At 65.9% G+C, this 24,376-nt stretch carries 23 protein-coding genes; 11 read left to right on the top strand and 12 right to left on the bottom strand.

Annotated features, from left to right (window positions below; genetic code table 11):
• The first annotated feature begins 81 nt into the window (after nt 1-81).
• Both efp and ACMDW7_RS10475 read left to right on the top strand, forming a co-directional pair.
• The gene (gene efp / locus ACMDW7_RS10480) at nt 82-642 is read left to right on the top strand and encodes an elongation factor P (protein WP_377300828.1); all 561 of its coding nucleotides are present in this window, start codon (nt 82-84) and stop codon (nt 640-642) included.
• 164 nt (nt 643-806) lie between these two features.
• Nucleotides 807-2,306 (top strand): alpha/beta hydrolase, encoded by a 1,500-nt coding sequence (locus ACMDW7_RS10475; RefSeq protein ID WP_377300830.1) that lies wholly within the window; start codon nt 807-809, stop codon nt 2,304-2,306.
• 33 nt (nt 2,307-2,339) lie between these two features.
• Here ACMDW7_RS10475 and bfr read toward each other — a convergent pair whose 3' ends face one another.
• The 4 genes from bfr to ppc form a co-directional block, all read right to left on the bottom strand.
• A complete protein-coding gene (gene bfr / locus ACMDW7_RS10470; RefSeq protein ID WP_377300832.1) occupies nt 2,340-2,822 on the bottom strand; it encodes a bacterioferritin in 483 nt (160 codons plus the stop codon).
• Nucleotides 2,823-2,988: 166 nt separating this feature from the next.
• Complete coding sequence (locus ACMDW7_RS10465; protein ID WP_377300834.1) at nt 2,989-3,219, bottom strand: bacterioferritin-associated ferredoxin; 231 nt, start codon at nt 3,217-3,219, stop codon at nt 2,989-2,991.
• A gap of 203 nt (nt 3,220-3,422) precedes the next feature.
• Nucleotides 3,423-3,770, bottom strand: a complete 348-nt coding sequence (locus ACMDW7_RS10460) for a hypothetical protein (protein WP_377300836.1) — start codon at nt 3,768-3,770, stop codon at nt 3,423-3,425.
• Between the two features lie 27 nt (nt 3,771-3,797).
• Nucleotides 3,798-6,707 (bottom strand): phosphoenolpyruvate carboxylase, encoded by a 2,910-nt coding sequence (gene ppc, locus ACMDW7_RS10455; RefSeq protein WP_377300837.1) that lies wholly within the window; start codon nt 6,705-6,707, stop codon nt 3,798-3,800.
• Between the two features lie 227 nt (nt 6,708-6,934).
• Here ppc and hemC point away from each other — a divergent pair, with 227 nt between their 5' ends.
• From hemC to ACMDW7_RS10435, 4 genes are all read left to right on the top strand, one after another.
• A complete protein-coding gene (hemC, locus tag ACMDW7_RS10450) occupies nt 6,935-7,879 on the top strand; it encodes a hydroxymethylbilane synthase (protein WP_377300839.1) in 945 nt (314 codons plus the stop codon).
• 15 nt (nt 7,880-7,894) lie between these two features.
• Nucleotides 7,895-8,638, top strand: a complete 744-nt coding sequence (locus tag ACMDW7_RS10445; RefSeq protein WP_377300841.1) for a uroporphyrinogen-III synthase — start codon at nt 7,895-7,897, stop codon at nt 8,636-8,638.
• Between the two features lie 161 nt (nt 8,639-8,799).
• Nucleotides 8,800-9,867, top strand: a complete 1,068-nt coding sequence (locus ACMDW7_RS10440) for a uroporphyrinogen-III C-methyltransferase (RefSeq protein WP_377300843.1) — start codon at nt 8,800-8,802, stop codon at nt 9,865-9,867.
• An 8-nt stretch (nt 9,868-9,875) separates the two neighbouring features.
• Nucleotides 9,876-11,039: a heme biosynthesis HemY N-terminal domain-containing protein gene (locus ACMDW7_RS10435; RefSeq protein ID WP_377300845.1), complete on the top strand. Its 1,164-nt coding sequence runs from the start codon at nt 9,876-9,878 to the stop codon at nt 11,037-11,039.
• 246 nt (nt 11,040-11,285) lie between these two features.
• Here the strand turns inward: ACMDW7_RS10435 and ACMDW7_RS10430 are convergent, their stop codons facing one another.
• The 3 genes from ACMDW7_RS10430 to ACMDW7_RS10420 form a co-directional block, all read right to left on the bottom strand.
• Nucleotides 11,286-11,546: a hypothetical protein gene (locus ACMDW7_RS10430; RefSeq protein ID WP_377300847.1), complete on the bottom strand. Its 261-nt coding sequence runs from the start codon at nt 11,544-11,546 to the stop codon at nt 11,286-11,288.
• A 17-nt stretch (nt 11,547-11,563) separates the two neighbouring features.
• Nucleotides 11,564-13,651 carry a methionine--tRNA ligase gene (gene metG, locus ACMDW7_RS10425; RefSeq protein WP_377300849.1) on the bottom strand — a complete coding sequence of 696 codons (2,088 nt, stop codon included), beginning with the start codon at nt 13,649-13,651 and terminating at the stop codon, nt 11,564-11,566.
• Nucleotides 13,652-13,729: 78 nt separating this feature from the next.
• Nucleotides 13,730-15,052, bottom strand: a complete 1,323-nt coding sequence (locus ACMDW7_RS10420; RefSeq protein WP_377300851.1) for a hemolysin family protein — start codon at nt 15,050-15,052, stop codon at nt 13,730-13,732.
• A gap of 208 nt (nt 15,053-15,260) precedes the next feature.
• Between ACMDW7_RS10420 and apbC the strand changes: the two genes are divergently transcribed.
• The 5 genes from apbC to ACMDW7_RS10395 all read left to right on the top strand — a co-directional run bounded on the left by apbC (nt 15,261) and on the right by ACMDW7_RS10395 (nt 20,354).
• A complete protein-coding gene (gene apbC, locus ACMDW7_RS10415) occupies nt 15,261-16,349 on the top strand; it encodes an iron-sulfur cluster carrier protein ApbC (RefSeq protein WP_377300853.1) in 1,089 nt (362 codons plus the stop codon).
• 876 nt (nt 16,350-17,225) lie between these two features.
• The gene (modB, locus tag ACMDW7_RS10410) at nt 17,226-17,921 is read left to right on the top strand and encodes a molybdate ABC transporter permease subunit (protein ID WP_377300855.1); all 696 of its coding nucleotides are present in this window, start codon (nt 17,226-17,228) and stop codon (nt 17,919-17,921) included.
• Nucleotides 17,922-17,923: 2 nt separating this feature from the next.
• Nucleotides 17,924-18,679: a molybdate ABC transporter substrate-binding protein gene (gene modA, locus ACMDW7_RS10405; protein ID WP_377300857.1), complete on the top strand. Its 756-nt coding sequence runs from the start codon at nt 17,924-17,926 to the stop codon at nt 18,677-18,679.
• 20 nt (nt 18,680-18,699) lie between these two features.
• Nucleotides 18,700-19,485 (top strand): ABC transporter ATP-binding protein, encoded by a 786-nt coding sequence (locus tag ACMDW7_RS10400; protein ID WP_377300859.1) that lies wholly within the window; start codon nt 18,700-18,702, stop codon nt 19,483-19,485.
• Between the two features lie 92 nt (nt 19,486-19,577).
• Nucleotides 19,578-20,354, top strand: a complete 777-nt coding sequence (locus tag ACMDW7_RS10395) for a TOBE domain-containing protein (protein WP_377302515.1) — start codon at nt 19,578-19,580, stop codon at nt 20,352-20,354.
• Nucleotides 20,355-20,360: 6 nt separating this feature from the next.
• On the opposite strand, the gene rng is transcribed toward ACMDW7_RS10395, so the two are convergent.
• From rng to nadD, 5 genes are all read right to left on the bottom strand, one after another.
• Nucleotides 20,361-21,830 (bottom strand): ribonuclease G, encoded by a 1,470-nt coding sequence (gene rng, locus ACMDW7_RS10390; protein ID WP_377300860.1) that lies wholly within the window; start codon nt 21,828-21,830, stop codon nt 20,361-20,363.
• Nucleotides 21,831-22,057: 227 nt separating this feature from the next.
• Entirely contained in the window at nt 22,058-22,651 is a 594-nt protein-coding gene (locus tag ACMDW7_RS10385) for a Maf family protein (RefSeq protein ID WP_377300862.1), read from the bottom strand.
• A gap of 9 nt (nt 22,652-22,660) precedes the next feature.
• Nucleotides 22,661-23,122, bottom strand: coding sequence for a 23S rRNA (pseudouridine(1915)-N(3))-methyltransferase RlmH (gene rlmH / locus ACMDW7_RS10380; RefSeq protein ID WP_377300864.1), 462 nt, complete (start codon nt 23,120-23,122; stop codon nt 22,661-22,663).
• On the bottom strand, nt 23,119-23,763 hold the full coding sequence (rsfS, locus tag ACMDW7_RS10375; RefSeq protein WP_377300866.1) for a ribosome silencing factor: 645 nt from the start codon (nt 23,761-23,763) through the stop codon (nt 23,119-23,121). Before rsfS ends, rlmH begins: the two co-directional genes overlap by 4 nt.
• Nucleotides 23,764-24,366 (bottom strand): nicotinate (nicotinamide) nucleotide adenylyltransferase, encoded by a 603-nt coding sequence (gene nadD, locus ACMDW7_RS10370; RefSeq protein ID WP_377300868.1) that lies wholly within the window; start codon nt 24,364-24,366, stop codon nt 23,764-23,766. It abuts the gene before it with no gap.
• Between the last annotated feature and the right edge of the window lie 10 nt (nt 24,367-24,376).

The following is a 24,376-nucleotide window of genomic DNA, read 5'->3' as shown; positions in this document are numbered from 1 at the left end:
CAACAGGCGCGCGCCACACTGGCTGATCCACATGAGCCGGGTGATCCGCCCGCCAGCCCCACCCCGAAGGCCCATCACATCATGAAAATCGCACAGGAATTGCGCGCCGGCAACGTCATCATGGTCGGCAAGGACCCGCTGGTCGTCCTCAAGACCGAATACAACAAGTCCGGCCGCAACGCTGCGGTCGTGAAGATGAAGCTCAAGAACCTGCTTACGGGTTCGGGCACCGAGACCGTCTACAAGGCCGACGAAAAGTTCGACGTGCTGATGCTGGACCGCAAGGAAGTGACGTACAGCTACTTCGCTGACCCGATGTATGTCTGGATGGACGCCGAATACAACCAGTACGAGATCGAAGGCGAGATGATGGGCGACGCCCTGAACTATCTCGACGAAGGCATGCCCGCCGAAGTGGTGTTCTACGAAGGCAAGGCCATTTCGGTGGAACTGCCCACTGCGCTGGTGCGTGAAGTGGAATACACCGAGCCGGCCGTCAAGGGCGACACCTCGGGCAAGGTCATGAAGCCGGCCCGCATCAAGCCCACCAACTACGAGATCCAGGTCCCGGCCTTCGTGGAAATCGGCGACAAGATCGAGATCGACACCCGCACCGCTGAATACCGCGCTCGCGTGAAGTGATCCGGCACGGGCTTCGCACGCCCACGCTGCAAGACTGAACCGGCAGGCCCGCAAGGCCCTGCCGGTTTTGTTTTGTGACCCCGCCGCACAATGCACCCGTGCCTGAACTGGAGGCCGGACGCGATCTCGGCCACACTCCGGGCTCGCCCTGAATCGCCCCCACCATGCCAATCGCGCGTCTGACGTCCTTCGCCAAGCTGCTGGCCCTCGTGCTGCTGACTGCCGTGGTCACGGTGCTCGTCTACCGCATGGTTCAGGCCCGCCTGGCGCCGGAGCTGCAGTACTGGCACACCTGGGTGCCCGATGAGCTGAGCGTCAGCGAGATGGATGCAGCCGACTGGCCTGCCTATCTGGCGCGTGAGTCCGAGCTGATGCGCGAGCTGGCCGAGCGGGCCCACGCTGCCACCGCCGCTGCGGACAATCGCATCCCCGTCGCCCTGAACCGCTACCACCCCGGCAGCAGCGTCCATCCGCTGGCGTTTGCGCACGACTGGAACCGCAGCCACGTGCTCAAGCCCGAGGGGGAGATCCGCGGCGCCGTGCTGTTGCTGCATGGTCTGACCGATTCGCCTTACAGCCTGCGCCACATCGGCCGGCACTACCAGTCGCGCGGCTTTGCCGTGGTGGCCATTCGCCTGCCGGGGCACGGCACAGTGCCCGCCGGCTTGATCGGCGCCCATACCGAACACTGGCTGGCCGCCACGCGGCTGGGCTGGCGCGAAGCCGCGCGTCTGGCGGGGCCGGGCAAGCCGCTGCACGTGGTGGGCTTTTCCAACGGCGGCGCCCTGGCGCTCATGCTCGCCACCGACCCCGTCGTCATGGCGGCTGGCCAGCCGCGGCCTGCCCAGCTCATTCTGGTCTCGCCCATGGTGGGAGTGTCCGGCTTCGCGCGCTTTGCAGGTCTTGCGGGCCTGCCCGCCTACTTGCCACCCTTTGCCAAGGCCGCCTGGCTGAGCAATCTGCCGGAGTTCATTCCCTTCAAATACAACTCCTTTCCGGTACGCGCTGCGGTGGAGTCCCATGCGCTCACGCAGCAGGTTCAGGCAAGGCTCGGCTCAAGCGAACGGGCGGCCAGTCTGCCGCCCGTACTGGCCTTCCAGTCCGTGATGGATGCGACCGTGAGCACGCCCGCGGTGGTCACGCAGCTCTTCGGCCGCCTGCAGGGGCCGGGCCATCTGCTGGTGCTCTATGACCTGAATCGCCGTCCGGATCTGTCTTCATTGATCCGAAACCGGGCTGATGCCGCCATTGAGAAGATGCTGCCGCCCGCGCCGCGCGCCTACGCCGTGGATGTGATCACGAATGGCGGCAGCTCGGACGAGCGTGCGCTTGCCCTGCTCACGCCTGCGGCGAGCACGCAGACCCAGACCCGGCCGCTGAGCGTGGGCTACCCGGACTTCTACTACTCGCTGTCGCACGTGGCGGTGCCGTTTCCGCCGAGCGACTCGCTCTACGGCTCAGCGCCCACGCAGCGCAATGAGTTCGGCCTGAGTCTGGGCGTGGTCGCGCCACGCGGCGAGCGCGGCGTGCTCGTGACCGATCTGGATACCGTGCTGCGCGCCACGAGCAACCCCTTCTTCGAGGAGATGCTGCGGCGCATTGATGAGCGCATCGCCGCGAACTGTGGGGACTGCCCCGGCTTGCCGGGAGCCGCTGTCCGCTAGGTGCGAAGGCGGCACATCGATCCAATCAGCCGCCTAGCCACCCGAAGGAATCTCCATCATCGACTGCTGGTAGTTCGGCAGGCCGACCTTCTCGATCAGGTCGAGCTGCGTCTCCAGCCAGTCGATGTGTTCCTCGGTGTCATCCAGGATCTCCACCAGAATCTCGCGGCTGATGTAGTCCTTGACGCTCTCGCAGTAGGCGATGCCCTCCTTGAGCGTGAGCTGCGAGCCCTGCTCAAGCTTCAGGTCGCAGGCCAGGACCTCCGGTGTGGTCTCGCCGATCAAGAGCTTGTTGAGGTACTGCAGATTGGGCAGGCCGTCGAGCATGAAGATGCGCTCGATCAGCTTGTCGGCGTGCTTCATCTCCTCGATCGACTCGTGATACTCGTGGTCGCCGAGCTTGGTCAGGCCCCAGTGCTTGTACATGCGCGCATGCAGGAAGTACTGGTTGATCGCGGTCAGCTCGTTCTTGAGCTGCGCGTTCAGGTGCTTGATGACGGTGGGATCGCCCTTCATGCCTTGCGCTCCTTTGATTCCTGGGTGTGTGGGCTGAACTTAGCAGCGCCGTGCGTGCGCGCACAGGCGGACAACCGGATGGCGGCAGGGGCAGGGGGCGGGCCGCGGACCGCAGCTGTGCGGCAGCAGATACCGGCGCTCCGCTGAGCGGCTGCACAGGGCGGGTTCAGGCCGCAGGCTCGCTGATCTGCATGAGCGGCTGGCTGCGTGCAACCGGTCGGCAGGCGCAGGCCGTGGCGGTGAGTTCGCTCACCAGGTTGCGCGCATGGTCTGCGCAACAGCCGCAGCAGGTGGCCACGCCTAGCTCCATCTGGATCGCCTCAAACGAGCCATGCCCCGCCTCCACCGCCTTGCGGATCGCGCGCTCGTTCACGTTGTGGCAGACACAAATGATCATGCACGCAGCGTAGCTCAAATGCGAACGATTCGCAATTGCGATTAATGCATGTTCCGCGAACGGGTCGGCCGGGCGGAGTGCGTCCTTGGATCAACTTCGCCTAGAAAGCGAGATCGGCTCTGGATGCGGCTCTTCAGGCCAAAATGGCTGGAAAGCCGCATGGGACAAGCGGAAAGGCTTGTTCAATCTGGTGCCGACTCGCCCTAAGCGTCTTCCGGCTCGACGTTCCAGATCGTCGGATGGATCCGTGTCCGGCTCGCCAGGCACTGCACCACCCCGGACTCGTCGCCATCCCAGAAGCGCGGCTCGGCGTCGCGCAGCGGGGTCCAGAACACGATGCCTTCAGGCAGGGCATCGACACGGAGACCGAGCGGTTTTTTGAGCTCGATGAAGCGTTCGCAGATGTGCGTGATCTTGTTGCCAGCGGAAGCCTCAATGCGCAGCAGCTCGCGCACGGGCGCGCTCAGCGCAGCAAGACGCTCGATCTCCCAGTCTTCGACGTAATGACCCGCAGCGAAGTGCGGGTCATCGTCGGTTGCCCAGTAGTTCATGCGGTGCGCGCAACCGACAGGACAGGCTCACCCCGAATTGCGCAACCCCGCCGCCACGCCGTTGATGGTCAGGTGAATGCCGCGCTTCACGCGCTCGTCGGTGGCGCCTTCGCGGTGGCGGCTGATGAGTTCGACCTGCAGGTGGTTCAGCGGGTCCAGATACGCGAAGCGGTTGCGGATGCTGCGCGCGAGCAGGGGGTTGCCGGCCAGCAGTCCTGTGGCGCCGGTGGTGGCGATGAGGCCGTCCACGGTGGCCTGCCAGGCGGTCTTGATGGTGGCCAAGATCTCCTGGCTGCCCTGTACATGGCGCGCGAGTTCGAAATAGCGCTCACCGACCGCCAGATCGGTCTTGGCCAGCAGCATGTCCATGTTGGACAGCAGGTTGCGGAAGAACGGGAAGGCCTGGGCCATGGCGCGCAGCTGCTCGCGGCCGGCGGCGTCTTCCGCGGCGTAGGCGCCCGCAAAGCCGTACCAGCCGGGCAGCATGATGCGCGCCTGCCCCCATGAGAAGCCCCAGGGAATGGCGCGCAGGTCTTCGATGCGGCGGTTGGCCTTGCGCGAGGCCGGGCGCGAGCCGATGTTGAGTTCGGCAATCTCCGCGATCGGCGTGGCGGCAAAGAAGGTGTCGGCAAAAGTCGGTGTGTCGTAGACCAGTGCGCGGTAGCTCTGGCGCGCGTTCTCGCTCATCCGCTCCAGTTGCGCGTGCCAGGTGTCCAGCTGGGCCTGCTCCGCGGGCTCGGGCTGGAAGGTGGCTTCGAGCACCGCGGCCACCAGGGTTTCCAGATTGCGCCGGCCGATCTCCGGGTTGCTGAACTTGCTGGCGATGATCTCGCCCTGCTCGGTCAGGCGTAGCCGCCCCTGCACCGTGCCGGCCGGCTGGGCGAGGATGGCCTCGTAGCTCGGGCCGCCACCGCGGCCTACCGTGCCTCCGCGGCCATGGAACAGGCGCAGGCGAATGCCGCGCTGCTTGAACAGAGCCACCAGCGCGCGGCTGGCCTTGTAGAGCTCCCAGTTGCTGGTGAGGAAGCCGCCGTCCTTGTTGCTGTCCGAATAGCCGAGCATGACCTCGCGCACATTGCTGGCATTGGCTACGGCGGGAAGCGGCTGACCGTTCAACTGCAGGTCCAGGAACTCGCGCATGATGGTCGGCGCGGCGCGCAGGTCCTCGATGGTCTCGAACAGCGGCACCACCTGCAGGCTCATGGCGCTGCGGCTGTACAGGCCTGCTTCCTTCATGAGCACGAGCAGTTCGAGCAGATCGCTTACCGCCTCGGTATGGCTGATGATGGCGTTTTCCACGGCGCGCTCACCGAAGGTGGCGCGGGCCTTGGCGATCGCGTGGAAGATCGCGAGTTCCTTCTCGCTTTCTTCCGAATACTTGGCAAAGCGGTTGTAGAGCAGGCGCGGGCTGGCCAGCTCGCGCAGCAGCACGGCACGCTTGCCCAGCTCATCCAGGGCGCTGTAGTCGGCTTCCACGCCGGAGGTGGCGAGCAGCTCGGCCACCACGCGCTCATGCACATCCGAGTTCTGGCGCACGTCGAGCGTGGCCATGTGAAAGCCGAAGACCTTGATGGCGTACTGCACGAGGCTCAGGCGCTGGTCCGCGATGCGGCCGGCGTGGTGGCGGCGCAGGGAGTGTTCGACCACGTTCAGTTCGGCTGCGAATTCCTCGGCGTTGCGATAGGGCTGAGCCTCGCCCATGGCGTGCCGGATGGGCGCGTTGCCCACCAGCGCCTGCATGGTGGCAGCGATGCGCGCATAGATGCCGATCAGCGCGCGGCGATAGGGCTCGTCCTGGCGGTGGGCAGAGGGGTCCGGCGAGCGCGCGGCCAGGGCCTGCAGTGCGTCACTGGCGCCCACGAGCATCAGGCTCATGGAGAGTTCTGCGCCGAGCTGGTGGATCTGCTCGGCATACCAGCCCAGCACCAGCTCCGCGTTCTTGCGGCAGGCCAGTGCAACGGTGTCGGCATTCACGAAGGGGTTGCCGTCGCGGTCGCCGCCGATCCAGCTGCCCATGCGCAGCAGGCGGCTGTGCGCAGGCAGAGGCGCGCCGAGCAGTTCCTCGCACAGGCGCGAGATGTCCCGATACAGGCGGGGAATTTCGGAGAGAAACGTGATGGCGAAGAAGCTGCGCGCGTTCTCGATCTCATCGGGCACCGTGAGCTTTTGGCGGCGCAGCATGCGCGTCTGCCAGAGCGTAAGCACCTCGGCCATCAGGCTGTCTTCCAGCTCGCTGCGCTCGTCCTCGGAGAGCGGCGTGTCGCGCTTTTCAAGCAGGCCGGCAATCTGGCGCTGGGCATCCAGGATGCTCTTGCGCTGCACCTCCGTGGGGTGGGCGGTGAGCACGGGCACCACATCCAGTTCGGCCAGCGCGTCCAGAATCTGGGTCTTGCGCACGCCGGCTTCCAGCAGCTTGGTGATGGCGTGGCGCATGGTGCCGGCCTTGGGGGCCGAACCAGCCGCGGCGTGGGCGCGAAAGCGCCGGTTGTGGTGGCGGTCCTCCGCGATGTTGGCCAGCAGCGAGAAGTAGCTGAAGGCGCGCACCACGCTGATGGTTTCGTCGCGCGAGAGGCCATCGAGCAGGGCGGTCAGCTGTTCACGGGCATTCGCGTTGGCCGCCTTGCGGTATTCCACGGCCAGGCTGCGGATGCGCTCGATGAGTTCGAAGCGTTCGGCGCCTTCCTGCTCGCGGATCGCGTCGCCCAGCAGGCGGCCCAGCAGCCGGATGTCCTCGCGCAAGGGTGCGTCCTTGTCGGTGTCCAGGCTAGCGGCTTCGGTCAGTTGCGGGACGTGGGAGATCGTGGCGTTCATGCGCGGACTCGGGCAAGGGGCAGGACGGACGCGCCGTGGCAGGCACGCCGGGACATGGACCCACTGGCAAGAACTGCGAAAAACTACATTTCGCCAGACCGGGTGCGTAGCAATACTACACTGCACTGCAGCAATTCTCGATCAATGGTGTCGAAAAACTTGCAGCGTGGCAAGCAAGCGCGCAGGGAATCGTCAGCCTGGTGCAGCCGGATGTCCCGGGCAGCAGGCCGCAGCGCGCCGCCGGGCCAAGCCCGTCGGTCAATTACGGCTTGGCTTGATGGCTGTCTGGGAAGGGTTGCCCCTATCCTTGATGCTTTGTTGCCTTCTGCTCATCGCATCCCCACCGGTCCTACATGCCCAACACTGTCAGCCCCAAGCGCCTCGTCATTGCCACCCGCGAAAGCCGCCTCGCTCTCTGGCAGGCCGAACACATCGCGGCCCGCCTCAAGGCGCTCTACCCGGACTGCGAGGTGCGCCTGCAGCCCATGACGACTCGGGGCGACAACATCCTCGACCGCACCCTGTCCGCGGTGGGTGGCAAGGGCCTGTTCATCAAGGAGCTGGAAGTCGCGCTGCTCGAAGGCCGGGCGGACCTCGCCGTGCATTCCCTCAAGGACGTGCCCATGGAGCTGGAACCGGAGTTCAAGCTCACCGCGATCACCGAGCGTGAAGACCCGCGCGATGCGTTGGTAGGCGCCGACGATCTGGCCAGCCTGCCCGCCGGCAGCGTGGTGGGCACCAGCAGCCTGCGCCGCCAGGCCTGGATTCTTTCGAAGTATCCGCAACTCAAGATTGAAAGTCTGCGCGGCAATCTGGATACGCGCCTGGCCAAGCTGGACCGCGGCCAATACCGCTGCATCGTGCTGGCCGCTGCCGGCCTGAAGCGGCTGGGCTACACAGACCGCATCCGCCACATCATGAGCCCGGAAGACATGCTGCCCGCAGCCGGCCAGGGCGCGCTGGGTATCGAGTGCCTTGCCAGCCGCATGGACGTGCAGGCCGCGCTGGCTGCTCTGGCCGACGCCCGGACCACCGCCTGCGTGCTGGCCGAGCGGGCCGTGTCGCGCACCCTGGGCGGCTCCTGCTCGATGCCCCTGGCCGCCCATGCCATCCATACCGACGACGGCCTGCTGCACATCCGTGCCTGGGTCGGCGCGACCGACGGCAGCGAGCAGCGCGCGCAGAGCGCCACCCAGCAGCCTGGCGAGAGCGCAGAGGCGCTGGGCCAACGCGTGGGCCGCGCCCTGATCGAGGCTGGTGCGCTGGCGATCGTCGCGCCGGCCACGCCCGAAGCCTGAGCACCGCCCGCCCGCATGAGCGCGCGCGTACTGCTCAACACCCGGCCGCAGCTCGAAGGCGCAGAGGCGGGCATGGGTGCCGCGCTGGACATGGCGGCGCTTCCCGGCGGGCCGTACGGCGAGGTGCTTGACTGCCCGCTGAACGGCATCCGCCCGGCCGCTGAGGACGAGCTTGTGGACGCCGCGGCATGGATCAACCGCGCCCATGTGCTCGTGCTGGTCAGCCCCAATGCCACGCAGGTCTACGCGGAGCTGGCCGCGGCCGGCCGGATTGCCCGTGCACCCGAGCACATTGCCGTAATGGGCCCGTCCAGCAGCGCACGTCTGGGCGGTGTGCCGCGCGCTTCACGGGTGCTGGTCTCTGCCTCGCACGATGCGCTGGGTCTGCTACCCGCACTGCTCGAACTCACGCGTCATGGCGAGCTGGTCGTGATCGGCCGCGCGCAAGCCGGCAAGGAGGCGCTGCCCGACGCGCTGCGCGAGCATGGCCGCAGCGTGCGGTGTGTGACGCTCTACCACCGCGAGCCCATGCCTTGGCCTGACCCAGTGCACGGCCAGGTGGAGGCCGCGCTGTTCACCCGCCAGGCCGCCGTACTGCTGACGACGGCCAGCGCGCCGGCGGAGTTTGTGCAGCGCCTGTCTGCGCCGGCCCGCGCCGCGCTGCCCGCGGCCGTGGCGCTGTGCACGCACCCCAATGTGGAGCGCGCCGCCGCTGCCGCCGGCTTTGCAGACGTGCGCGCCGCGGTGAGCAGTCTCTGAACACCGTCCACTCTGCCGCGCCGAGTGGCGGGGCAAACCCGCAGACGCACGCTGCGCATGCAGACCGTGCAGCGCCGAACTGACACTGGGTTGCAATCTGCCCGCAGCGCCGGGCCGACGGCATCGCTTCACTCCTTAGAATGCGGTCATCGAGCCTGCCCATGACCGAACCCGACCGCACCGATCTCGACCTCGCATCGCCAGCGCCGCCGGCCGCTGCGCCCCAGGCTGCATCTGCGGCCCGGGTTGAGCCGCAGCGCGCCTCGCTGTTCGCGCTGTGGGCGGTGGCCGTGATTGCACTGGGCGTGGCGCTGTTCACGTTCTTCACCCGCGGGCAGGAAGTGCAGCGTGTCGCCGAAGTCTCTGCCCAGCGCATGGCCGAGGCGCAGGCCGCTGCCAAGGAAGCCCAGGCCGCTGCGCGCGCCGCCCAGGACAACACCCGCGACGCGCTGGCCAAGCTCAGCGTGCTCGAAACCCGACTGGCAGAAAGCCAGAACCAGCAGGTGGCGCTGGAGCGCCTGTACGAAGAGCTTTCGCGCAACCGCGACGAGTTTGTGCTGATCGAGGTCGAGCGCATGGTGGAGCTGGCCGCGCAGCAGCTGCAGGTGGCCGGCAACATCACCGGTGCCCTGGCCGCGCTGCAGACGGCCGATGCCCGCCTGGCCCGCGCCGACAAGCCGCAGTACGGCAACATCCGCAAGGTGCTGGCGCGCGACATCGAGCGCCTGAAGGCCCAACCGGCCACAGATCTCACCGGTCTGGCCATCCGGCTGGATGCCCTGTCCGAACAGGTCGAGCAACTGCCGCTGCTCTCCGAGCCGCGCCCGGTCCCGGAAGCGAAGAAGGCCGTCGAGCCCGGCAGCAGCTGGTGGGACCGGTTCAGCGCCGATGTGACGCGTGAGTTCACCGAACTGGTCAGCATCCGCAAGCTCTCGGGCAACGAGGTGCTGCTGATGACGCCCGATCAGGCCCGCCTGTACCGCGACACCCTGCGCCTGAAGCTGGCCAATGCGCGCCTGGCGCTGATGGCGCGCAACCAGCAGCTGCTGCGCTCGGACCTGGCGCGCATCGACGTGGCCGTGAGCCGCAGCGCCGATCCGCGCAGCAAGCTCACGCAGAGCTTCCTGACGAGCCTGCGTACCGTGGGCAGCGCGACCGTGGCCATCGAGCCACCGAGCCTGAACGAGACGCTCTCGGCGATTGCCAACGTGCGCGCTGCACGGAACTAGGCGGCCGCATGAAGCGCGTCATCTGGTTCCTGTTCATCGCCGTCGTGGCCGCGCTGCTGGCGATTGCCGCCCGCCGGGCCGAGGGCAATGTCGCGATCCTGATTCCGCCGTACCGGATCGACCTCTCGCTCAATGCCGCGGTGCTGATCCTGCTGGGTACTTTCATTGCCGGCTATGTGCTGCTGGGCGTGGCCAATGCGGCCCGTCGCCTTCCCGAGCAGGCCCGCGCCTACCGCGCCCGCCGCCGTCTGGAAGGCGCATCCGCCAGCCTCGCCGCCGCCGTACGCGCCATGGTGGAGGGCCGCTGGTCGCGCGCCGTGACCCTGGCCGCGAGCGCCGCCGAGCAACCGGAAACCGCCGGCGCCGCCAGCTTGATTGCCGCCCGTGCCAGCGCGCAATTGGGCGAGACCGAGCGCACTGCCAAGTGGATTGCCCGCGCCGGAGAAACGCAGGACATGCAGGCCGCCATCGACGTGCTGCAGGCTGAGATTGCGCTGGAGGCGCGCGAGCCGCACAAGGCGCTGGAGGCCATCGAGCGCGTGCAGGCGCGTGGTGCGCGCCATGTGCATACCCTGCGCCTGAAGCTCAAGGCCGCCGTGGCCCTGCAGCACTGGGAAGATGTACTTCGCCTGGCGCGCCAGCTGGAAAAGCACAAGGCCCTGCACCCGCTGGCCGCCGCCAAGACCAAGTCCGATGCCTACGAGGCCCTGTTCCAGCGCCTGCAGGGCGATGCCTACGGCGTGAACGCACTCTGGCAGCAGGTGCCCGCCGCCGAGCGCAAGGACCCGGCCGTGGCGCTTGCTGCCGCCCAGGCCTTCGATGCCGCCGACCTTGGCCTTCAGTCGCGCATGGTGCTGGAGGCCGCACTCGCCCAGCACTGGGACGAGCGCCTGATCGCCGCCTACGCGCAGGGCCACGAGAACAGCATGGCCGCGCGCATCGCCCAGGCCGAAGCCTGGCTGGAGCGTCATTCGACCGACGGCGCGCTGCTGGTCGCCCTGGGCCGCCTGTGCCTGCGCGAGCAGCTTTGGGGCAAGGCGCGCCAATACCTGGAGCGCAGCCTGGCCTACCGCAACGCGCCCGAGACCCATGCGTTGCTGGGCGAACTGGCCGAGCAAAGCGGCGACCGCGACGCGGCGTTCACGCACTTCCAGCGGGCCGCGAAGGTCTGAGCCGCGCACGGGTTTCGGCACGCAGTGCCGAGCGAGCGCTGTAACGAACCCGCCAAAACCCTTTCCGCTCGTCCAGAGCCATTCTTCAGCCAGTGTGGGCTGGAGAGGCGCATGGAATGGACTTCTAGGGTTTGAATTGAGGTGTGGTGCGGGTCTTGACGCCAAAGTGCCTGAAAAGCCGCGCCCGACATGCGGAAAGACCTCCTTGCGCCAGCGCCCTAGGGTGCTGCGCCAGCGGTGTGCGATCTAGCCAAATAGTCGCTCAACCCATGCTCGAACTGTGGCCGAATGAATGATCCGGACATCCTCCCTCAGAGCGAACGCGAAGCTGAACTGGACAAAGCCGCCGATACCCGCGGCACCCATCGCCCAAAGGGAATACCACGGGTCAAACCCGAGGGCGACCGCAACGACAAGAAAGAAGAAGTACGAAAAGGGGATCACGCCGAGCCACCAGCACAGTCCATAGAAGCGGCGTTCGGCGGTGGAAAGCGAGTCCCGCTTCATGGGCGTGCAAACGATGCTCAGCGAATCCGCATCCCCGGCGTCACACCCGCATGCGGCTCCAGCAGGAACACGCCGGGCGCGGCCTTCTCGTCGGCGTGGCTGGCAGCGAGCACCATGCCTTCGCTGACGCCGAACTTCATCTTGCGCGGCGCGAGGTTGGCGATCATGACGGTGAACTTGCCGACGAGGTCTTCAGGCTTGTAGGCGCTCTTGATGCCGGAAAACACATTGCGGTGGCGACCTTCGCCGACGTCCAGTGTCAGGCGCAGCAGCTTGTCGCTGCCGTCCACGTGCTCGGCATTGATGATCTTGGCCACACGCAGATCGACCTTGGTGAAGTCGTCGATCTTGACCTCGGGGGCGATGTCTTCGCCGCCGGGAACGACCTTGGGCGCGGGCGGCGGCTCGAAGAGCTTGTCGAGCATGGCTTCGTCGACGCGTTGAATGAGCGGCTTGAAGTCGCCCAATTGATGGCCTTCTGGCGCAAACGTGCTCACTGAGACTGGAAGCTGCAGGTCGCCCCAGTTCAGTGGGGCGCAGTTCAGGTACGTTTCTGCGCGACTAGCAAGCTCGGGAAGAATCGGCTTCAGGAACAAAGTGAGTGCCTTGAATCCCGCAAGCGAGGATGCGCAGATAGTTGCTAGCTGCTCCTTCGCAGTAGGGTTGGTCGCCGCCTCCTTGGCGAGCACCCATGGCTTGAACGCGTCAAACTCTTGGTTAAGGCTATCGGCGACCTCCATGATCAAGCGAATCGCTTTGCTGAACTCTCGAGCATCGAAGGCTTGTTTGATCTCCGCCGAGTACGCGACGGCTTTTGCGAAAGCGCCCGCGCCTGCCGGCAGCGGAACTCCTTGCAGATCTGTCATCGATACGCCTGGGAGACGGTTCGCGAAGTGGCGTGCAAGGAAAGGTGCAGTGCGGCTCGCAATATTCACGTACTTGCCCACGAGGTCGCTGTTCACGCGGGCCATGAAATCCTCGGCCGTGAAGTCGACGTCCTCGACCTTGCTGTTGAGCTTGGCGGCAATGTAGTAGCGGAACCACTCCGGGTTCATGCCCAGCTGCAGGTACTTCAGCGGGTCGATGCCGGTGCCGCGGCTCTTGCTCATTTTCTCGCCGCTCACGGTCAGGAAGCCGTGCACATTGACCTGGCTGGGCGTCTTGCGGCCGGAGAACTGCAGCATGGCCGGCCAGAACAGGGTGTGGAAGTAGACGATGTCCTTGCCGATGAAGTGCACCTGCTCCACATCGGGGCTGGCGATGTAGGCGTCGTAGTCGATGCCCTTGGCAGTGAGGTGCGATTTCAGACTGGCGAGATAGCCCACCGGCGCGTCCAGCCAGACATAGAAGTACTTACCCGGCGCGTCCGGGATCTCGATGCCGAAGTAGGGCGCATCGCGCGAGATGTCCCAGTCATTCATGCCGGCGTCGAACCACTCGGCGGCCTTCTTGGCCATCTCGGGCTGCAGGCGGCCGGGTGTCTGAGTCCAGTCCTTCAGGAAGGCCACCACCTTCTCGTCGCTGAGCTTGAAGAAGTAGTGCTCGCTGGTGCGCAGCTCAGGCGCGGCGCCTGACAGCACGGAGTAGGGGTTCTTCAGCTCCGTGGGGGCGTAGACCGCGCCGCAGACCTCGCAGGAGTCGCCATATTGGTCCTTGGCGCCGCACTTGGGGCACTCGCCCTTGATGAAGCGGTCCGGCAGGAACATGTTCTTCACGGGGTCGAAGAACTGCTCAATGGTCTTTGTGGAAATCAGCCCCGCAGCCTTGAGGTCCAGGTAGATGGCCTTGGCCAGGGCGTGGTTCTCGGGGGCGTCCGTGGAGTGCCAGTGGTCGAAGCTGATGTGAAAGCCGTCCAGATACTCTTTGCGGGTGGCGGCAATCTCGGCCACGTACTGCTGCGGCGTCTTGCCGGCCTTGTCGGCCGCAATCATGATCGGCGCGCCGTGCGTGTCGTCCGCGCAGACGAAGTGCACCTCATGGCCCATCATCCGCTGGAAGCGCACCCAGATGTCGGCCTGCACGTACTCCATCATGTGGCCCACATGAAAGCGGGCGTTGGCGTAGGGCAGGGCGGTGGTGACGAAGAGGCGGCGCTTTGTTGTCATGGTGTCCTCACAGGGCCTGAAAGTTTAAGGGGCGCTCGATGCAAGCACCGGCGCCCCTCGATCGATATCGTGGGGGCGTCAGCCGGTGGGCATCCCGTCCTCGGAGGCCGGGTCCGGCTTGGGCAGTTCGGTGGCCAGCACCTTGTCGATGCGCTTGCCGTCCATGTCCATGACCTCGAACTTCCAGCCGGCCCACTCGCAGGTATCGGCTGTCTTGGGGATACGGCCGAGCAGCATCATGATCATGCCGGCCAGGGTGTGGAAGCTTTCGCCGTCACCTTCCGGCAGCTCGTCGAGCTTGAGTGCATCAGTGAGTTCGTGCACGGAGATCGTGCCATCCAGCAGCCAGCTGCCGTCCTCGCGCTTGACGGCTGCGGTTTCGTCTTCGGGTTCGCTGGGCAGCTCGCCGAGGATGGCGTCCACCACGTCCTTGAGCGTGACCAGGCCCTGCACCTCGCCGTACTCGTCCACCACCAGCGCCACCTGCACGCGCGCGTTGCGGAAGTTCTCGATGAGTTCGGTGCCGGTGAGCGTTTCCGGCACATAGAGTGCGGGTGCCAGGCCTGAGGTGATGTCCAGCGGCTTGCCGGCGAGCAGTTGCGCGAGCAGATCCTTGACGCTGGCCAGGCCCAGCACCTCATTGAAGCTGCCCTTGAGCACCGGGAAGCGCGAGAAGCTGGCTTCCTCGATCTTCTTGCGAGTGACCTCGGGCGCATCATCGGTGTCGAGAAACACGATGTCGCTGCGCGGAATCATCAGGCTGGTCAGCTTGCGCTCGTCCAGACGGAACACGTTGCGCACCATCTGCTGCTCGGCCGCTTCGAACACGCCGGCATCGGCGCCCTGCTCCATGAGCACATGGATTTCCTCTTCCGTCACGGGCGGCGCGGAGTTGGCGCGTACGCCCATGATGCGCAGCACCCCTTCTGTGCAGAAGGACAGCAGCTTGACGAAGGGCGTGGTCGCCCAGGCCAGCGCCTTCATCGGCACTGCCATCACCCGGGCGATGGCCTCGGGATACATCTGGCCGACGCGCTTGGGCACAAGCTCGCCAAAGATCAGCGAGAAGAAGGTGATGCACACCACCACGAAGAACAGCGAAGTCTGGTGCGCAAAGGGCTCCACGGCCGGGAAGTGACCGATGAGCCAGTTTGCGATTGGCTGGGCCAACGCATTCTCACCCACGATACCGAGCATGATGCTGATCAGCGTGATGCCGATCTGCACTGTGGAGAGCATGCGTGTAGGGTTCTCCTGCAGTTGCAGGGCCTGGGCGGCGCCCGAGTCGCCTTCATCGGCCAGTTGCTGCAGCCGCGCCTTGCGCGAGGCCACCATGGCGATCTCGCTCATGGCAAACAGACCATTGGCAAAGATCAGCCCGACGAGAAGAATGATTTCCATGGACATGCCGAGTAGCTTGTCACCTGCAGTGAGGCGCGGCCGCATCGGCAAGAGTTGAACGGGACGGAGAGCATAGCGTTTTTGCCGGTCCGGTCGGGGGCACTGCGTTGCTAATCTCTTGCCCCGATCGCCCCACGCGTTCCCGTATTCGGGTTCGCCCCAGAAGGGCGCATGCATAGTTCGCACAATTCACAAGGAAATTGATTCAATGGCACTCAGTCAGGAGGGTGTGAAGGCCGCGCTGGCTGGCGTGATCGATCCCAATACCGGGCACGACTTCGTCAGCACCAAGTCGGTGAAAAACATCAATGTCGATGGCGACGTGGTGAGCCTGGACATCGAGCTCGGCTACCCCGCCGCCAGCCAGATTGCGCCGCTGCGCGATGCGGTCGTGCAGGCCATCAGCGCCGCAGGCGCCAAGACGGTGCGTGCCAACGTGTATTCGCGCGTGATCGCCCACGCCGTGCAGCGCGGTGTGCCGGTCATGCCCAATGTGAAGAACATCATCGCCGTGGCCAGCGGCAAGGGCGGGGTGGGCAAGAGCACCACGGCCGCCAACCTCGCACTGGCGCTGGCTGCAGAAGGTGCGCGCGTGGGCATGCTCGACGCCGACATCCACGGCCCCAGCCAGACCATGATGCTCGATGTCTCCGGCAAGCCCGAGACCCTGGACGGCAAGCTGATGGAGCCCAAGGAGAACTACGGGCTGCAGATCATCTCCGTGGGCCTGCTGGTCGATCAGGACACGCCCATGGTGTTGCGCGGCCCGATCATTTCCGGCTACCTGACCGAGCTGCTAGAGAAGACCAACTGGAAAGACCTCGACTACCTGATCATCGACATGCCCCCGGGTACCGGCGACATCCAGCTCACGCTCTCGCAGAAGGTGCCGGTGACCGGTGCGGTCATCGTCACCACACCGCAGGACATCGCCCTGCTGGACGCGCGCCGCGGCGTGAAGATGTTCGAGAAGGTCGGCATCCCCATTCTCGGTGTCGTGGAGAACATGGCCGTGTACTGCTGCCCCAACTGCGGCCATCAGGAGCACATCTTCGGCGCGGGCGGCGGCGAGCGCATGGCCAAGGAGTACGGCGTGGACTATCTCGGCGGCCTGCCCCTGAGTCTGAAGATCCGCGAGCAGGCGGACTCCGGCAAGCCCACGGTGGTGGCGGATCCCGACGGCGCCGAGGCCCAGACCTACAAGGCCATCGCCCGCAAGGTGGCGATCAAGGTCGCCGAGAAGGCCAAGGACACGAGCAAGCTGTTCCCCACTATCGTGGTCAGCCGCAACACCTGACTGGGGGTAAGAATGAATACTGCTCAGCGGTTTAGGTTCTTTGCGCTGCTTGTTTTCGTCGGGTCCCTAGCCGCTTGCGGACAACCGGCCGCACCTGAGTTCGTAAGGCCGACGTGGATGAAGTTGCCAGCAAGTGACACTCCACTACCTGCCGATTGCAAAGGCCGGTACTACAAAGAGATGCCCGTCGAGGCCTCGAAGCCGGTCACATTTGATCCGACGGCGGAGTTGGCGAGAACTGGCGTTACAGCCGTTCACTGGCTAAGCGGGGTATGCGCAGCCGTTCACCTCAGCGCAATCGAATTCAAGGATCAAAAGCATCACGATAAGAACCACTACGAGTTCTCGATCGTGCTTCCTCAGTTGGACTCACGCTGCATCGAGCACCCCAGCCTAGATTTCTGCCCTAAGGGACCGTCTTCCTTTGGCGTCCTTCACGCTGAGTCCCTACGTCTAACGGACGTTGATCCGGAGATCAGCAGAAAGAAGATGTCTGAGCTTGTGTCCTTCGATGCGCAGACTCGCCTTGTCGCAATGAACCTTGGCGCGAAGCGAGTTGAGTACCGCTTGCCCGAGCGCGTAAATGGGCGGATGGTCGAGTATCCGAAGCCGAACCCATAGCGTCTAGCCAGTCCCTGTTGATGGGCAAAGCAGGCGAGAAGACACCGCGATGCTGATCGCCCAATCTGTGCAGGACGCTCTGCTTCGCTTGTCTGGCGCGGTTCTTCAGCCCATTGCCCTGAAGACCCATACCGGAAGCGCTTCCCCAGCCTAGTGCCTTGGAGATCCGTACCAGACAAGCGGATACAGGCATGGGCCGTTCGAAAGGCATGAGTCTGTAGCGCGTGATGTAGATAACTACATTACGATCCGCACATGCACGAACTCCTGCGCGAATTCGATGCCGCACCGCTCCTCCTGAGCCTGCGCGTGGCCACGGTGGCCACCGTCATCGCCTTGCTGCTCGGCGTTGCGCTGGGCTGGGTAGTGGCGCGCACGCGCCTGCCGGGCCGTCGCCTACTCGAGGCGGTGTGCATGTTGCCCCTCGTCCTGCCGCCCACGGTGCTGGGCTACGGCATCCTGGTGCTCATGGGGCGCAACGGCGTGGTGGGCAGCTGGCTGCGCACGCACTTCGACTACACGGTGATCTTCAACTGGCACGGCGCGGTGATCGCCAGTGCGCTCGTGGCGCTGCCCCTGGTCCTCAAGGGCGCGAGCACAGCCTTCGAGCAGGTGGACACCACGCTGGAGGCTGCGGCCCGCACGCTGCGCCAGTCGCGCTGGTCCGTGTTCCTGCGCGTGACGCTGCCGCTGGCCTGGCCGGGCATTCTGGCGGGCACGCTCTTGGCCTTTGCCCGGGCCATGGGCGAGTTCGGCGCCTCGCTGATGGTGGCGGGCTCCATCCCCGGCCAGACGCAGACGGCTTCCATGGCCATCTATGACGCCGTGCAGGCCGGCAAGGACGATCTGGCGATGCTGCTGGCGCTCGTTATCTCGGCGGTGTCGGTGGCGATTCTGGTCGCCTCGAACCGCTTCCTGTACCGCCGCCCGACCCACCCCTACGGAGCATGAACATGCATCGACCTCTATGCATGCTCGCCGCCGCCGGCTTCGGTCTCACCCTGGCCTTGCCCGCAGCGGCGCAGCAGCTCACGATCTCGGCCGCGGCCAGCCTCACGGAGGCCATGCGCGAGATCGGCACGCGCTTCGAGGCCACCAAACCGGGCGTGACGGTGCGCTTCAACTTTGCGGCCTCCGGCGCGCTGGTGCAGCAGATCATCCAGGGCGCGCCGGTGGACGTGTTTGCCAGCGCCGACCAGGAGACCATGGACCGTGGCGTGGCGCAGAAGGTGATCGACCCCGCCACGCGGCGCGACTTTGCGAGCAACAGCCTGGTCATGATCACGCCGCTGCAGGGTGCGCCGGCGCTCACCCGCCTGACGGATCTGACCCAGCCTGCCGTGAAGCGCATTGCCGTGGGCAAGCCTGCCACGGTGCCGGTGGGGCGCTACACCCAGCAGGCGCTGACGGCAGCGCAGCTCTGGGGGCCGCTTGAACCCCGGCTGGTCTTTGCCGACAACGTGCGTCAGGTACTGGACTACGTGGCGCGCGGCGAGGTGGAGGCCGGCTTCGTCTACCGCACCGATGCCGAACTCATGAAGGACCGGGTGCGCGTGGCACTCACTGCCACCGGCCATGCACCCATCACCTACCCAGTGGCCGTGGTCACAGACAGCCGGCAGCCGCAGCTGGCGCGCGAGTTTGCCGCCTACCTCAACGGCGCGGAGGCGCAGGCCATCCTTGCGCGCTTTGGCTTCGGCAAGCCCTGAGTGAAGGCCCGCGAGCGCACATGATCGATGTGGCCATCCAGCTCAGCGTGTCCGACGGAAAGCGCCGCTTTGATCTGGACGCCGCCTTTGCCACTGAGGCGCCCGTGGTCGCGCTCTACGGCCCCTCGGGTGCCGGCAAGTCGCTCACCCTGCAGGCGATCGCCGGGCTGCTCACGCCGCGTGCAGGGCATGTACGTGTGGGCGGCAAGGTGCTGTTCGATGCCGCGCAGTCCGTCAACGTGCCCGCGCGGGATCGGCAGGTGGGTTACCTGTTCCAGAGCTATGCGCTGTTCCCACACCTCACCGTCCGCGAGAACATCGCCTTTGGTTTGACGAGTTGGGTCAAGCGCCTTGCGCCCGAGGATGCACGGCGTGTGGACGAGCTGATCGAGTCCTTCGGCCTCTCGGCGATGGCTCGCAGCCGCCCGGCCACGCTCTCCGGCGGCCAGCAGCAGCGCGTGGCCCTGGCCCGCGCCCTGGCCTGCAAGCCGCAGGTGCTGCTGCTGGACGAGCCCTTCGCTGCCCTGAACCCCATGCTGCGCCAGCAGCTGCGCGATGAGCTGGCCGCTGTGCGGCAGCGCGTGGGCATCCCGATGGTGATGATCACGCATGACATTGACGACGTGCTGGCGCTGGCGAATATCGCCTTCCTGATGGAAGGCGGGCAGGTGGTGCGTGAGGTGGATCTGGATCGCGCCGAGAGCCGCGAGCGGGTACGCAGCGCGCTGAATGTCGAGCCTGCGCGCAGGGCGCGGCCGAATGAAATCTTGCTGCGGGCGATGCTTGGCAAAGGCAAGGCGCCGTGAGCACTGGCGCAGCGCAAAGCGAGAACCGCGCGCCGCAGGCCGCTGAAGCTGCATTGCCGCTCGGTGCGCTGGCGCCCGCTGTGGCCGGCAGCCTGCTTTCAGGAGATCTGAAGCTTGCCGGCCGGCTGGACGCGCGCTTCTTTGATCTGCTGCGTGCTGTGGAGCTCACCGGCTCCCTGCAAAAGGCCGCACGGACCGCGGGCTACAGCTACAAGGGCGCCTGGCTGTTGATGGACACGGCCACGAATCTTGCGCATGCGCCGCTGATCGAACGTGCCAAAGGCGGCGCGGGCGGCGGCGGCTCGCGCCTGACGCCTGCTGCGCATGAGCTGCTCGCCGCCTGGCAGCAGCTGCAGGCCCGCCATGCGGACTTCCTGCGCACGCAGGACGCCTGGCTGCTCGAACAACCGGCGCTTGCCGCGCTGCTACGGAGACTGACCATGAAGACCACGGCCCGCAATCAGTTCGCAGGCAGCGTTCGTCACATCGAGCGCGGCCCCGCCACGGTGCAGGTCACGCTCGACATTGCCGGCGGCTTCGAGATCACGGCCTCGATCACCGCAGCGGCGGCCGAGCGCATGAAGCTCAAAGAGGGGGGCGAGGCGCTTGCGCTCATCAAGGCCAGCGAGGTGGTGCTGGTCACGGACTTTGCGGGTTACACGCTGTCGGCGCGCAACCAGCTGGCCGGCACGATTGCACGCGTGCAGAAGGGCGCGGTGTCCTCGCTGGTGGGCGTCACGCTGCCGGGTGGCGCGACAGTGACTGCGAGCGTGACGAACGATGCAGTGGATGCGCTTGACCTGCGCGTGGGCCAAGCCGCAACCGCTACGTTCAAGGCCTACGCGGTGATGCTGGCCGTGCCTGCCTGAGCAGCGCTACATGAGCACGATGTCGTAGTGCTCCTGGGGAAAGCTGGTCTCCACCGTGAGGGAGATCGGCTTGCCGATACGCTCTTCCAGCGCCGCCAGGTATGGGCTCTCTTCTTCGAGGAAGCGATCCACCACCGGCTGGCCGGCGACGATGCGGAACTCGCGCGGGTTGAACTGCCGTGCCTCGCGTTCCACTTCACGCAGGATCTCGTAGCACACGGTCTGCGGCGTCTTCACATAGCCGCGGCCTTCGCACACGGCGCAGGGCTCGCAGAGCACGTGTTCCAGGCTCTCGCGCGTGCGCTTGCGGGTCATCTCCACCAGGCCCAGGGACGTGAAGCCGGACACACTCGTGCGCACGCGGTCCTTGGCCAGCGCGCGCTTGAGCTCGTCGAGCACCTGCTGGCGGTGGCCGGCCTCATGCATGTCGATGAAGTCGATCAGGATGATGCCGCCCAGGTTGCGCAGGCGCAGATGCCGCGCAATGACCAGCGCGGCCTCCAGGTTGGTGCGGAATATGGTGTCTTCGAAATTGCGTGAGCCGACGTAGCCGCCGGTGTTCACGTCGATCGTGCACATGGCCTCGGTCTGGTCGAAGATCAGGTAGCCGCCGTTCTTCAGATCGACACGGCGGGCCAGCGCGCGGCCGATCTCGTCGTCCACATGGTGCAGGTCGAACAGGTGGCGCTCGCCCGTGTAGTGCGAGAGCTTGCCCACCACGCCCGGCGTGTAGCGCTGCGCAAAGTGGTGTAGCTGCTGGAACAGCGTGGCGTTGTCCACCTTGATGTGGTGTGTGGCGTCATGCGTCATGTCGCGCAGCACGCGCTCGGAGAGTGTCAGGTCCTTGTGCAGCAGGCTCGGTGCCGGCTGGGTGCCGCCGCGCTCGCAGATGCTCTTCCAGGTCTCGCGCAGATAGTTGACGTCCTGCGCGAGTTCTTCCTCGGTGGCGTCCTCGGCCTGGGTGCGGATGATGAAGCCGCCCTGCATGCCTTCGGGCATGGCAGCACTCAGCCGCGTCTTGAGCTGCTCCCGATCCACGCCGCCCTCGATCTTCTGGCTCACGCCGATGTGGCTTTCCTGCGGCAGATACACCAGCATGCGCCCCGCCAAGCTGATGTGCGTGGACAGGCGCGCGCCCTTGGTGCCGATCGGGTCCTTGATCACCTGCACCATGATCGGCTGGCCTTCGAACAGCAGGCGCTCGATGGCGGGAGGCGGGCTGTGCTGGCCCTTGCGTGCATCGCCGCGGTGTTCCCACAAGTCGGCCACGTGCAGAAAAGCCGCGCGCTCCAGACCGATGTTCACGAAGGCGCTCTGCATGCCTGGCAGCACGCGCGCCACCTTACCCAGATAGATGTTGCCCACCCAGCCCTGCACACTCGTGCGTTCGACGTGCAGCTCCTGCACCGCGCCCTGCGAGACCACGGCCACGCGGGTTTCGTGGTCGCTCTGGGTGATGATGATGTCTTCCAGCATGGGCCGAATGTAGCGGTAGCGCCGCAGGCCTCAAGCACGCAGCGCAGCAGAGCGGGCGGCGCTACTCCGGGTTTGGCGCGCTGCGGGGGTATGCCCCAAGAGCCGCGCCAATGCTTGTTTCATTCAAATTCGGCTATCCGTTGCGGAGGCCTGAAAACGCCCAAGAATCATTCGTGATGCCCGGATAATGGCATTCTCGATCAGCAAAATACAACGAAATCGGTCAGTCAGATCTTGAGCAGCGCAGCGGTCTCGGCCAGCGGCAGACCCATGATGCCGCTGTAGCTGCCGTGGATCTGCGTCACGTAGGCGCCGGCCAGACCTTGAATGGCGTAGCCCCCGGCCTTGCCCGTGCCTTCGCCGCTGGCCAGATAGTTGCGAACGTCGCGCGGCGTGAGCGGCTTGAAGCTGACGAAGGACTCCGAGACGGCTTCGTCGATCCGCGTGCGCGCCTTGTCCAGATGCACCACCGCAATGCCGGTGAGCACGCGATGCGTCGTGCCGGAGAGCGCACGCAGCATGCGCGCGTTGTCCTTCGCATCGACCGGCTTGTGCAGGATCGTGCGGCCCAGCGCGACGGTCGTATCCGCCACCAGAATCGGCAGGGCGGGCAGGGCGCGGCGCTTCAGGCGCTGCGCTGCCGCCAGCGCCTTGGCATACACCACGCGCTTCACGTAGGTGAGCGGCGCTTCGCCCGCGCGCTCGGCTTCCAGGCTTTCGGCGTCTTCTTCGGCGTCCGGCAGCAGCAGGTCGAACTGCACGCCGATCTGTCGCAGCAGCTCCTGCCGCCGGGGACTTTGGCTGGCGAGGTAGATCTTCATCGTGTGCGGCTATTCCCGGTGATATGGATGCCCTGCCAGTACCGACCAGGCCCGATACAGCTGCTCGGCCAGCAGCACGCGCACGAGCATGTGGGGCAGGGTGAGGGAGGACAGACGCAGGCTGAAGTGCGCAGCCGCCTTGACGCGCTCGTCCAGCCCTTCGGTACCGCCGATCACGAAGGCGACAGGCCGCGCATCCAGCTGCCAGCGTTCGAGCTGCTGGGCCAGGGCCTTGGTGGTGAGGTCGCGGCCGCGTTCGTCGAGGGTGACGAGCAGGGCGTCTTTAGGCACGGCGGCGAGGATCTTGTCGGCCTCGCGCGCCTTGGTCTGCGCGGCGCTGTCGGCTGTTTCGGGCTTGAGTTCCTTGAGCGCGAACGGCCAGTCGGGCGGGAAGCGGCGCTGGTACTCGGCAAAGGCCTCGTTCACCCAGCCCGGCATCTTGTGCCCGACGGCAATCAGCGTGAGCTTCACGCGCCGCTGCTGGCCTTCTTCGCCAAGGCCTTCTTGGCGGGTGCCTTGGTTGCAGCCGTTTTGGTTGCGGTCTTGGCAGGGGCCTTCTTGGCGGCCGTCTTGGTGGCTGCCGTCTTCGTGGCTGCGGTCTTGGTTGCAGCCTTCTTCGCCGGGGCCTTCTTGGGCGCAGCGTCGGCAGCCGCAGCTGACTTCTTGGCGGCGGTCTTCTTCACGGCCTTCTTGGCCGGCGCCGGGGTGTCGTCCTCGTCCATCGGCTCGCTGGCCTTGGCGAACATGGAGCCAGCCAGGCGCGGCTTGGCGCCGCTGGCCATCTTGACCTTGGTCTGGCCCCAGAGCTCCTCGAGGTTGTAGTACTGGCGGATGGCGGGCTGCATGATGTGCACCACCACCTGGTTGCAGTCCACCAGCACCCACTCACCGGTGTCTTCGCCTTCCATGCTGACGATCTCGCCACCGGCCTGCTTGACCTTCTCGCGCACGCTCATGGCCAGCGCGCGGGTCTGGCGGTTGCTGGTGCCGCTGGCGATCACCACGCGTTCAAACAGGTTGGAGTTGGCTTCGGTATTGAAGACGGCGATGTCCTGTGCCTTGACGTCTTCCAGGGCGTCCACGATGACGCGCTGCAGCTTGCGGATGTCCATTCAGTGCTTCTGTTCTTTGTAGAGGTGATTGAGTGCAATGTACTGGGCCACCGTGGGCGGCACCAGACCATTGAGGGTCTCGCCCGCGGCGGCCATCTTGCGCAGCTGCGTGCTTGAAAGGTCCATCGGCTCCATGGCCAGACGCACGTGGTGCACGCGCGGGTCATTGGCTGGGCTGCCGGCGCTGCGCTCGCTGCCCGGCCGGCCGGCCACGGCAAAGCGCACGAGCATGGCGAGGTCTTCCCAGCGGTGCCAGGTGCGCAGGTTGGCAAACTGGTCTTCGCCAAGGATGAGCGTGAGCTTGGCGTCACCCGTTTCCTTGCGCAGGGCATCGATGGTGTCGATCATGTAGCTCGGCCCCTTGCGCTCGGTCTCCAGCGCATCGACCACTGCCCAGGGGGCCATCCCGGCAATCGCCAGCTCCACCATGACCAGCCGGTGCCGCGCCGGCGTGAGAGTGCGCAGCTTCTGCCAGGCATGGCCGGTGGGGATGACGCGCAGCTGGTCAAGCCCGAGTTGTTCGCGCGCCGCGCTCATCAGTGCCAAGTGGCCGAAGTGGGGCGGATCGAAGCTGCCGCCGAAGATGCCGATGTGCTTGCTCATGCGGACCGTG

This window comes from Piscinibacterium candidicorallinum (assembly GCF_047549485.1).
Lineage (GTDB): Bacteria > Pseudomonadota > Gammaproteobacteria > Burkholderiales > Burkholderiaceae_C > Piscinibacterium > Piscinibacterium candidicorallinum.
The sequence above is the reverse complement of the archived record's forward strand: the minus strand, read 5'-3'. Positions and strand labels throughout refer to the sequence as shown.

What these genes read in the sequence shown, in the direction of transcription:
- ACMDW7_RS10440 (WP_377300843.1), top strand. Translation starts at nt 8,800, where the DNA reads ATGACCGAACCCGACCGCACCGATCTCGACCTCGCATCGCCAGCGCCG.
- ACMDW7_RS10460 (WP_377300836.1), bottom strand. Translation starts at nt 3,770, where the DNA reads ATGAACTACTGGGCAACCGACGATGACCCGCACTTCGCTGCGGGTCAT.
- metG (WP_377300849.1), bottom strand. Translation starts at nt 13,651, where the DNA reads ATGACAACAAAGCGCCGCCTCTTCGTCACCACCGCCCTGCCCTACGCC.
- ACMDW7_RS10465 (WP_377300834.1), bottom strand. Translation starts at nt 3,219, where the DNA reads ATGATCATTTGTGTCTGCCACAACGTGAACGAGCGCGCGATCCGCAAG.
- nadD (WP_377300868.1), bottom strand. Translation starts at nt 24,366, where the DNA reads ATGAGCAAGCACATCGGCATCTTCGGCGGCAGCTTCGATCCGCCCCAC.
- ACMDW7_RS10400 (WP_377300859.1), top strand. Translation starts at nt 18,700, where the DNA reads ATGATCGATGTGGCCATCCAGCTCAGCGTGTCCGACGGAAAGCGCCGC.
- ACMDW7_RS10430 (WP_377300847.1), bottom strand. Translation starts at nt 11,546, where the DNA reads ATGAAGCGGGACTCGCTTTCCACCGCCGAACGCCGCTTCTATGGACTG.
- modB (WP_377300855.1), top strand. Translation starts at nt 17,226, where the DNA reads ATGCACGAACTCCTGCGCGAATTCGATGCCGCACCGCTCCTCCTGAGC.
- rng (WP_377300860.1), bottom strand. Translation starts at nt 21,830, where the DNA reads ATGCTGGAAGACATCATCATCACCCAGAGCGACCACGAAACCCGCGTG.
- apbC (WP_377300853.1), top strand. Translation starts at nt 15,261, where the DNA reads ATGGCACTCAGTCAGGAGGGTGTGAAGGCCGCGCTGGCTGGCGTGATC.
- ACMDW7_RS10435 (WP_377300845.1), top strand. Translation starts at nt 9,876, where the DNA reads ATGAAGCGCGTCATCTGGTTCCTGTTCATCGCCGTCGTGGCCGCGCTG.
- efp (WP_377300828.1), top strand. Translation starts at nt 82, where the DNA reads ATGAAAATCGCACAGGAATTGCGCGCCGGCAACGTCATCATGGTCGGC.
- modA (WP_377300857.1), top strand. Translation starts at nt 17,924, where the DNA reads ATGCATCGACCTCTATGCATGCTCGCCGCCGCCGGCTTCGGTCTCACC.
- ACMDW7_RS10385 (WP_377300862.1), bottom strand. Translation starts at nt 22,651, where the DNA reads ATGAAGATCTACCTCGCCAGCCAAAGTCCCCGGCGGCAGGAGCTGCTG.
- ACMDW7_RS10420 (WP_377300851.1), bottom strand. Translation starts at nt 15,052, where the DNA reads ATGGAAATCATTCTTCTCGTCGGGCTGATCTTTGCCAATGGTCTGTTT.
- hemC (WP_377300839.1), top strand. Translation starts at nt 6,935, where the DNA reads ATGCCCAACACTGTCAGCCCCAAGCGCCTCGTCATTGCCACCCGCGAA.
- ACMDW7_RS10445 (WP_377300841.1), top strand. Translation starts at nt 7,895, where the DNA reads ATGAGCGCGCGCGTACTGCTCAACACCCGGCCGCAGCTCGAAGGCGCA.
- bfr (WP_377300832.1), bottom strand. Translation starts at nt 2,822, where the DNA reads ATGAAGGGCGATCCCACCGTCATCAAGCACCTGAACGCGCAGCTCAAG.
- ACMDW7_RS10475 (WP_377300830.1), top strand. Translation starts at nt 807, where the DNA reads ATGCCAATCGCGCGTCTGACGTCCTTCGCCAAGCTGCTGGCCCTCGTG.
- rsfS (WP_377300866.1), bottom strand. Translation starts at nt 23,763, where the DNA reads ATGGACATCCGCAAGCTGCAGCGCGTCATCGTGGACGCCCTGGAAGAC.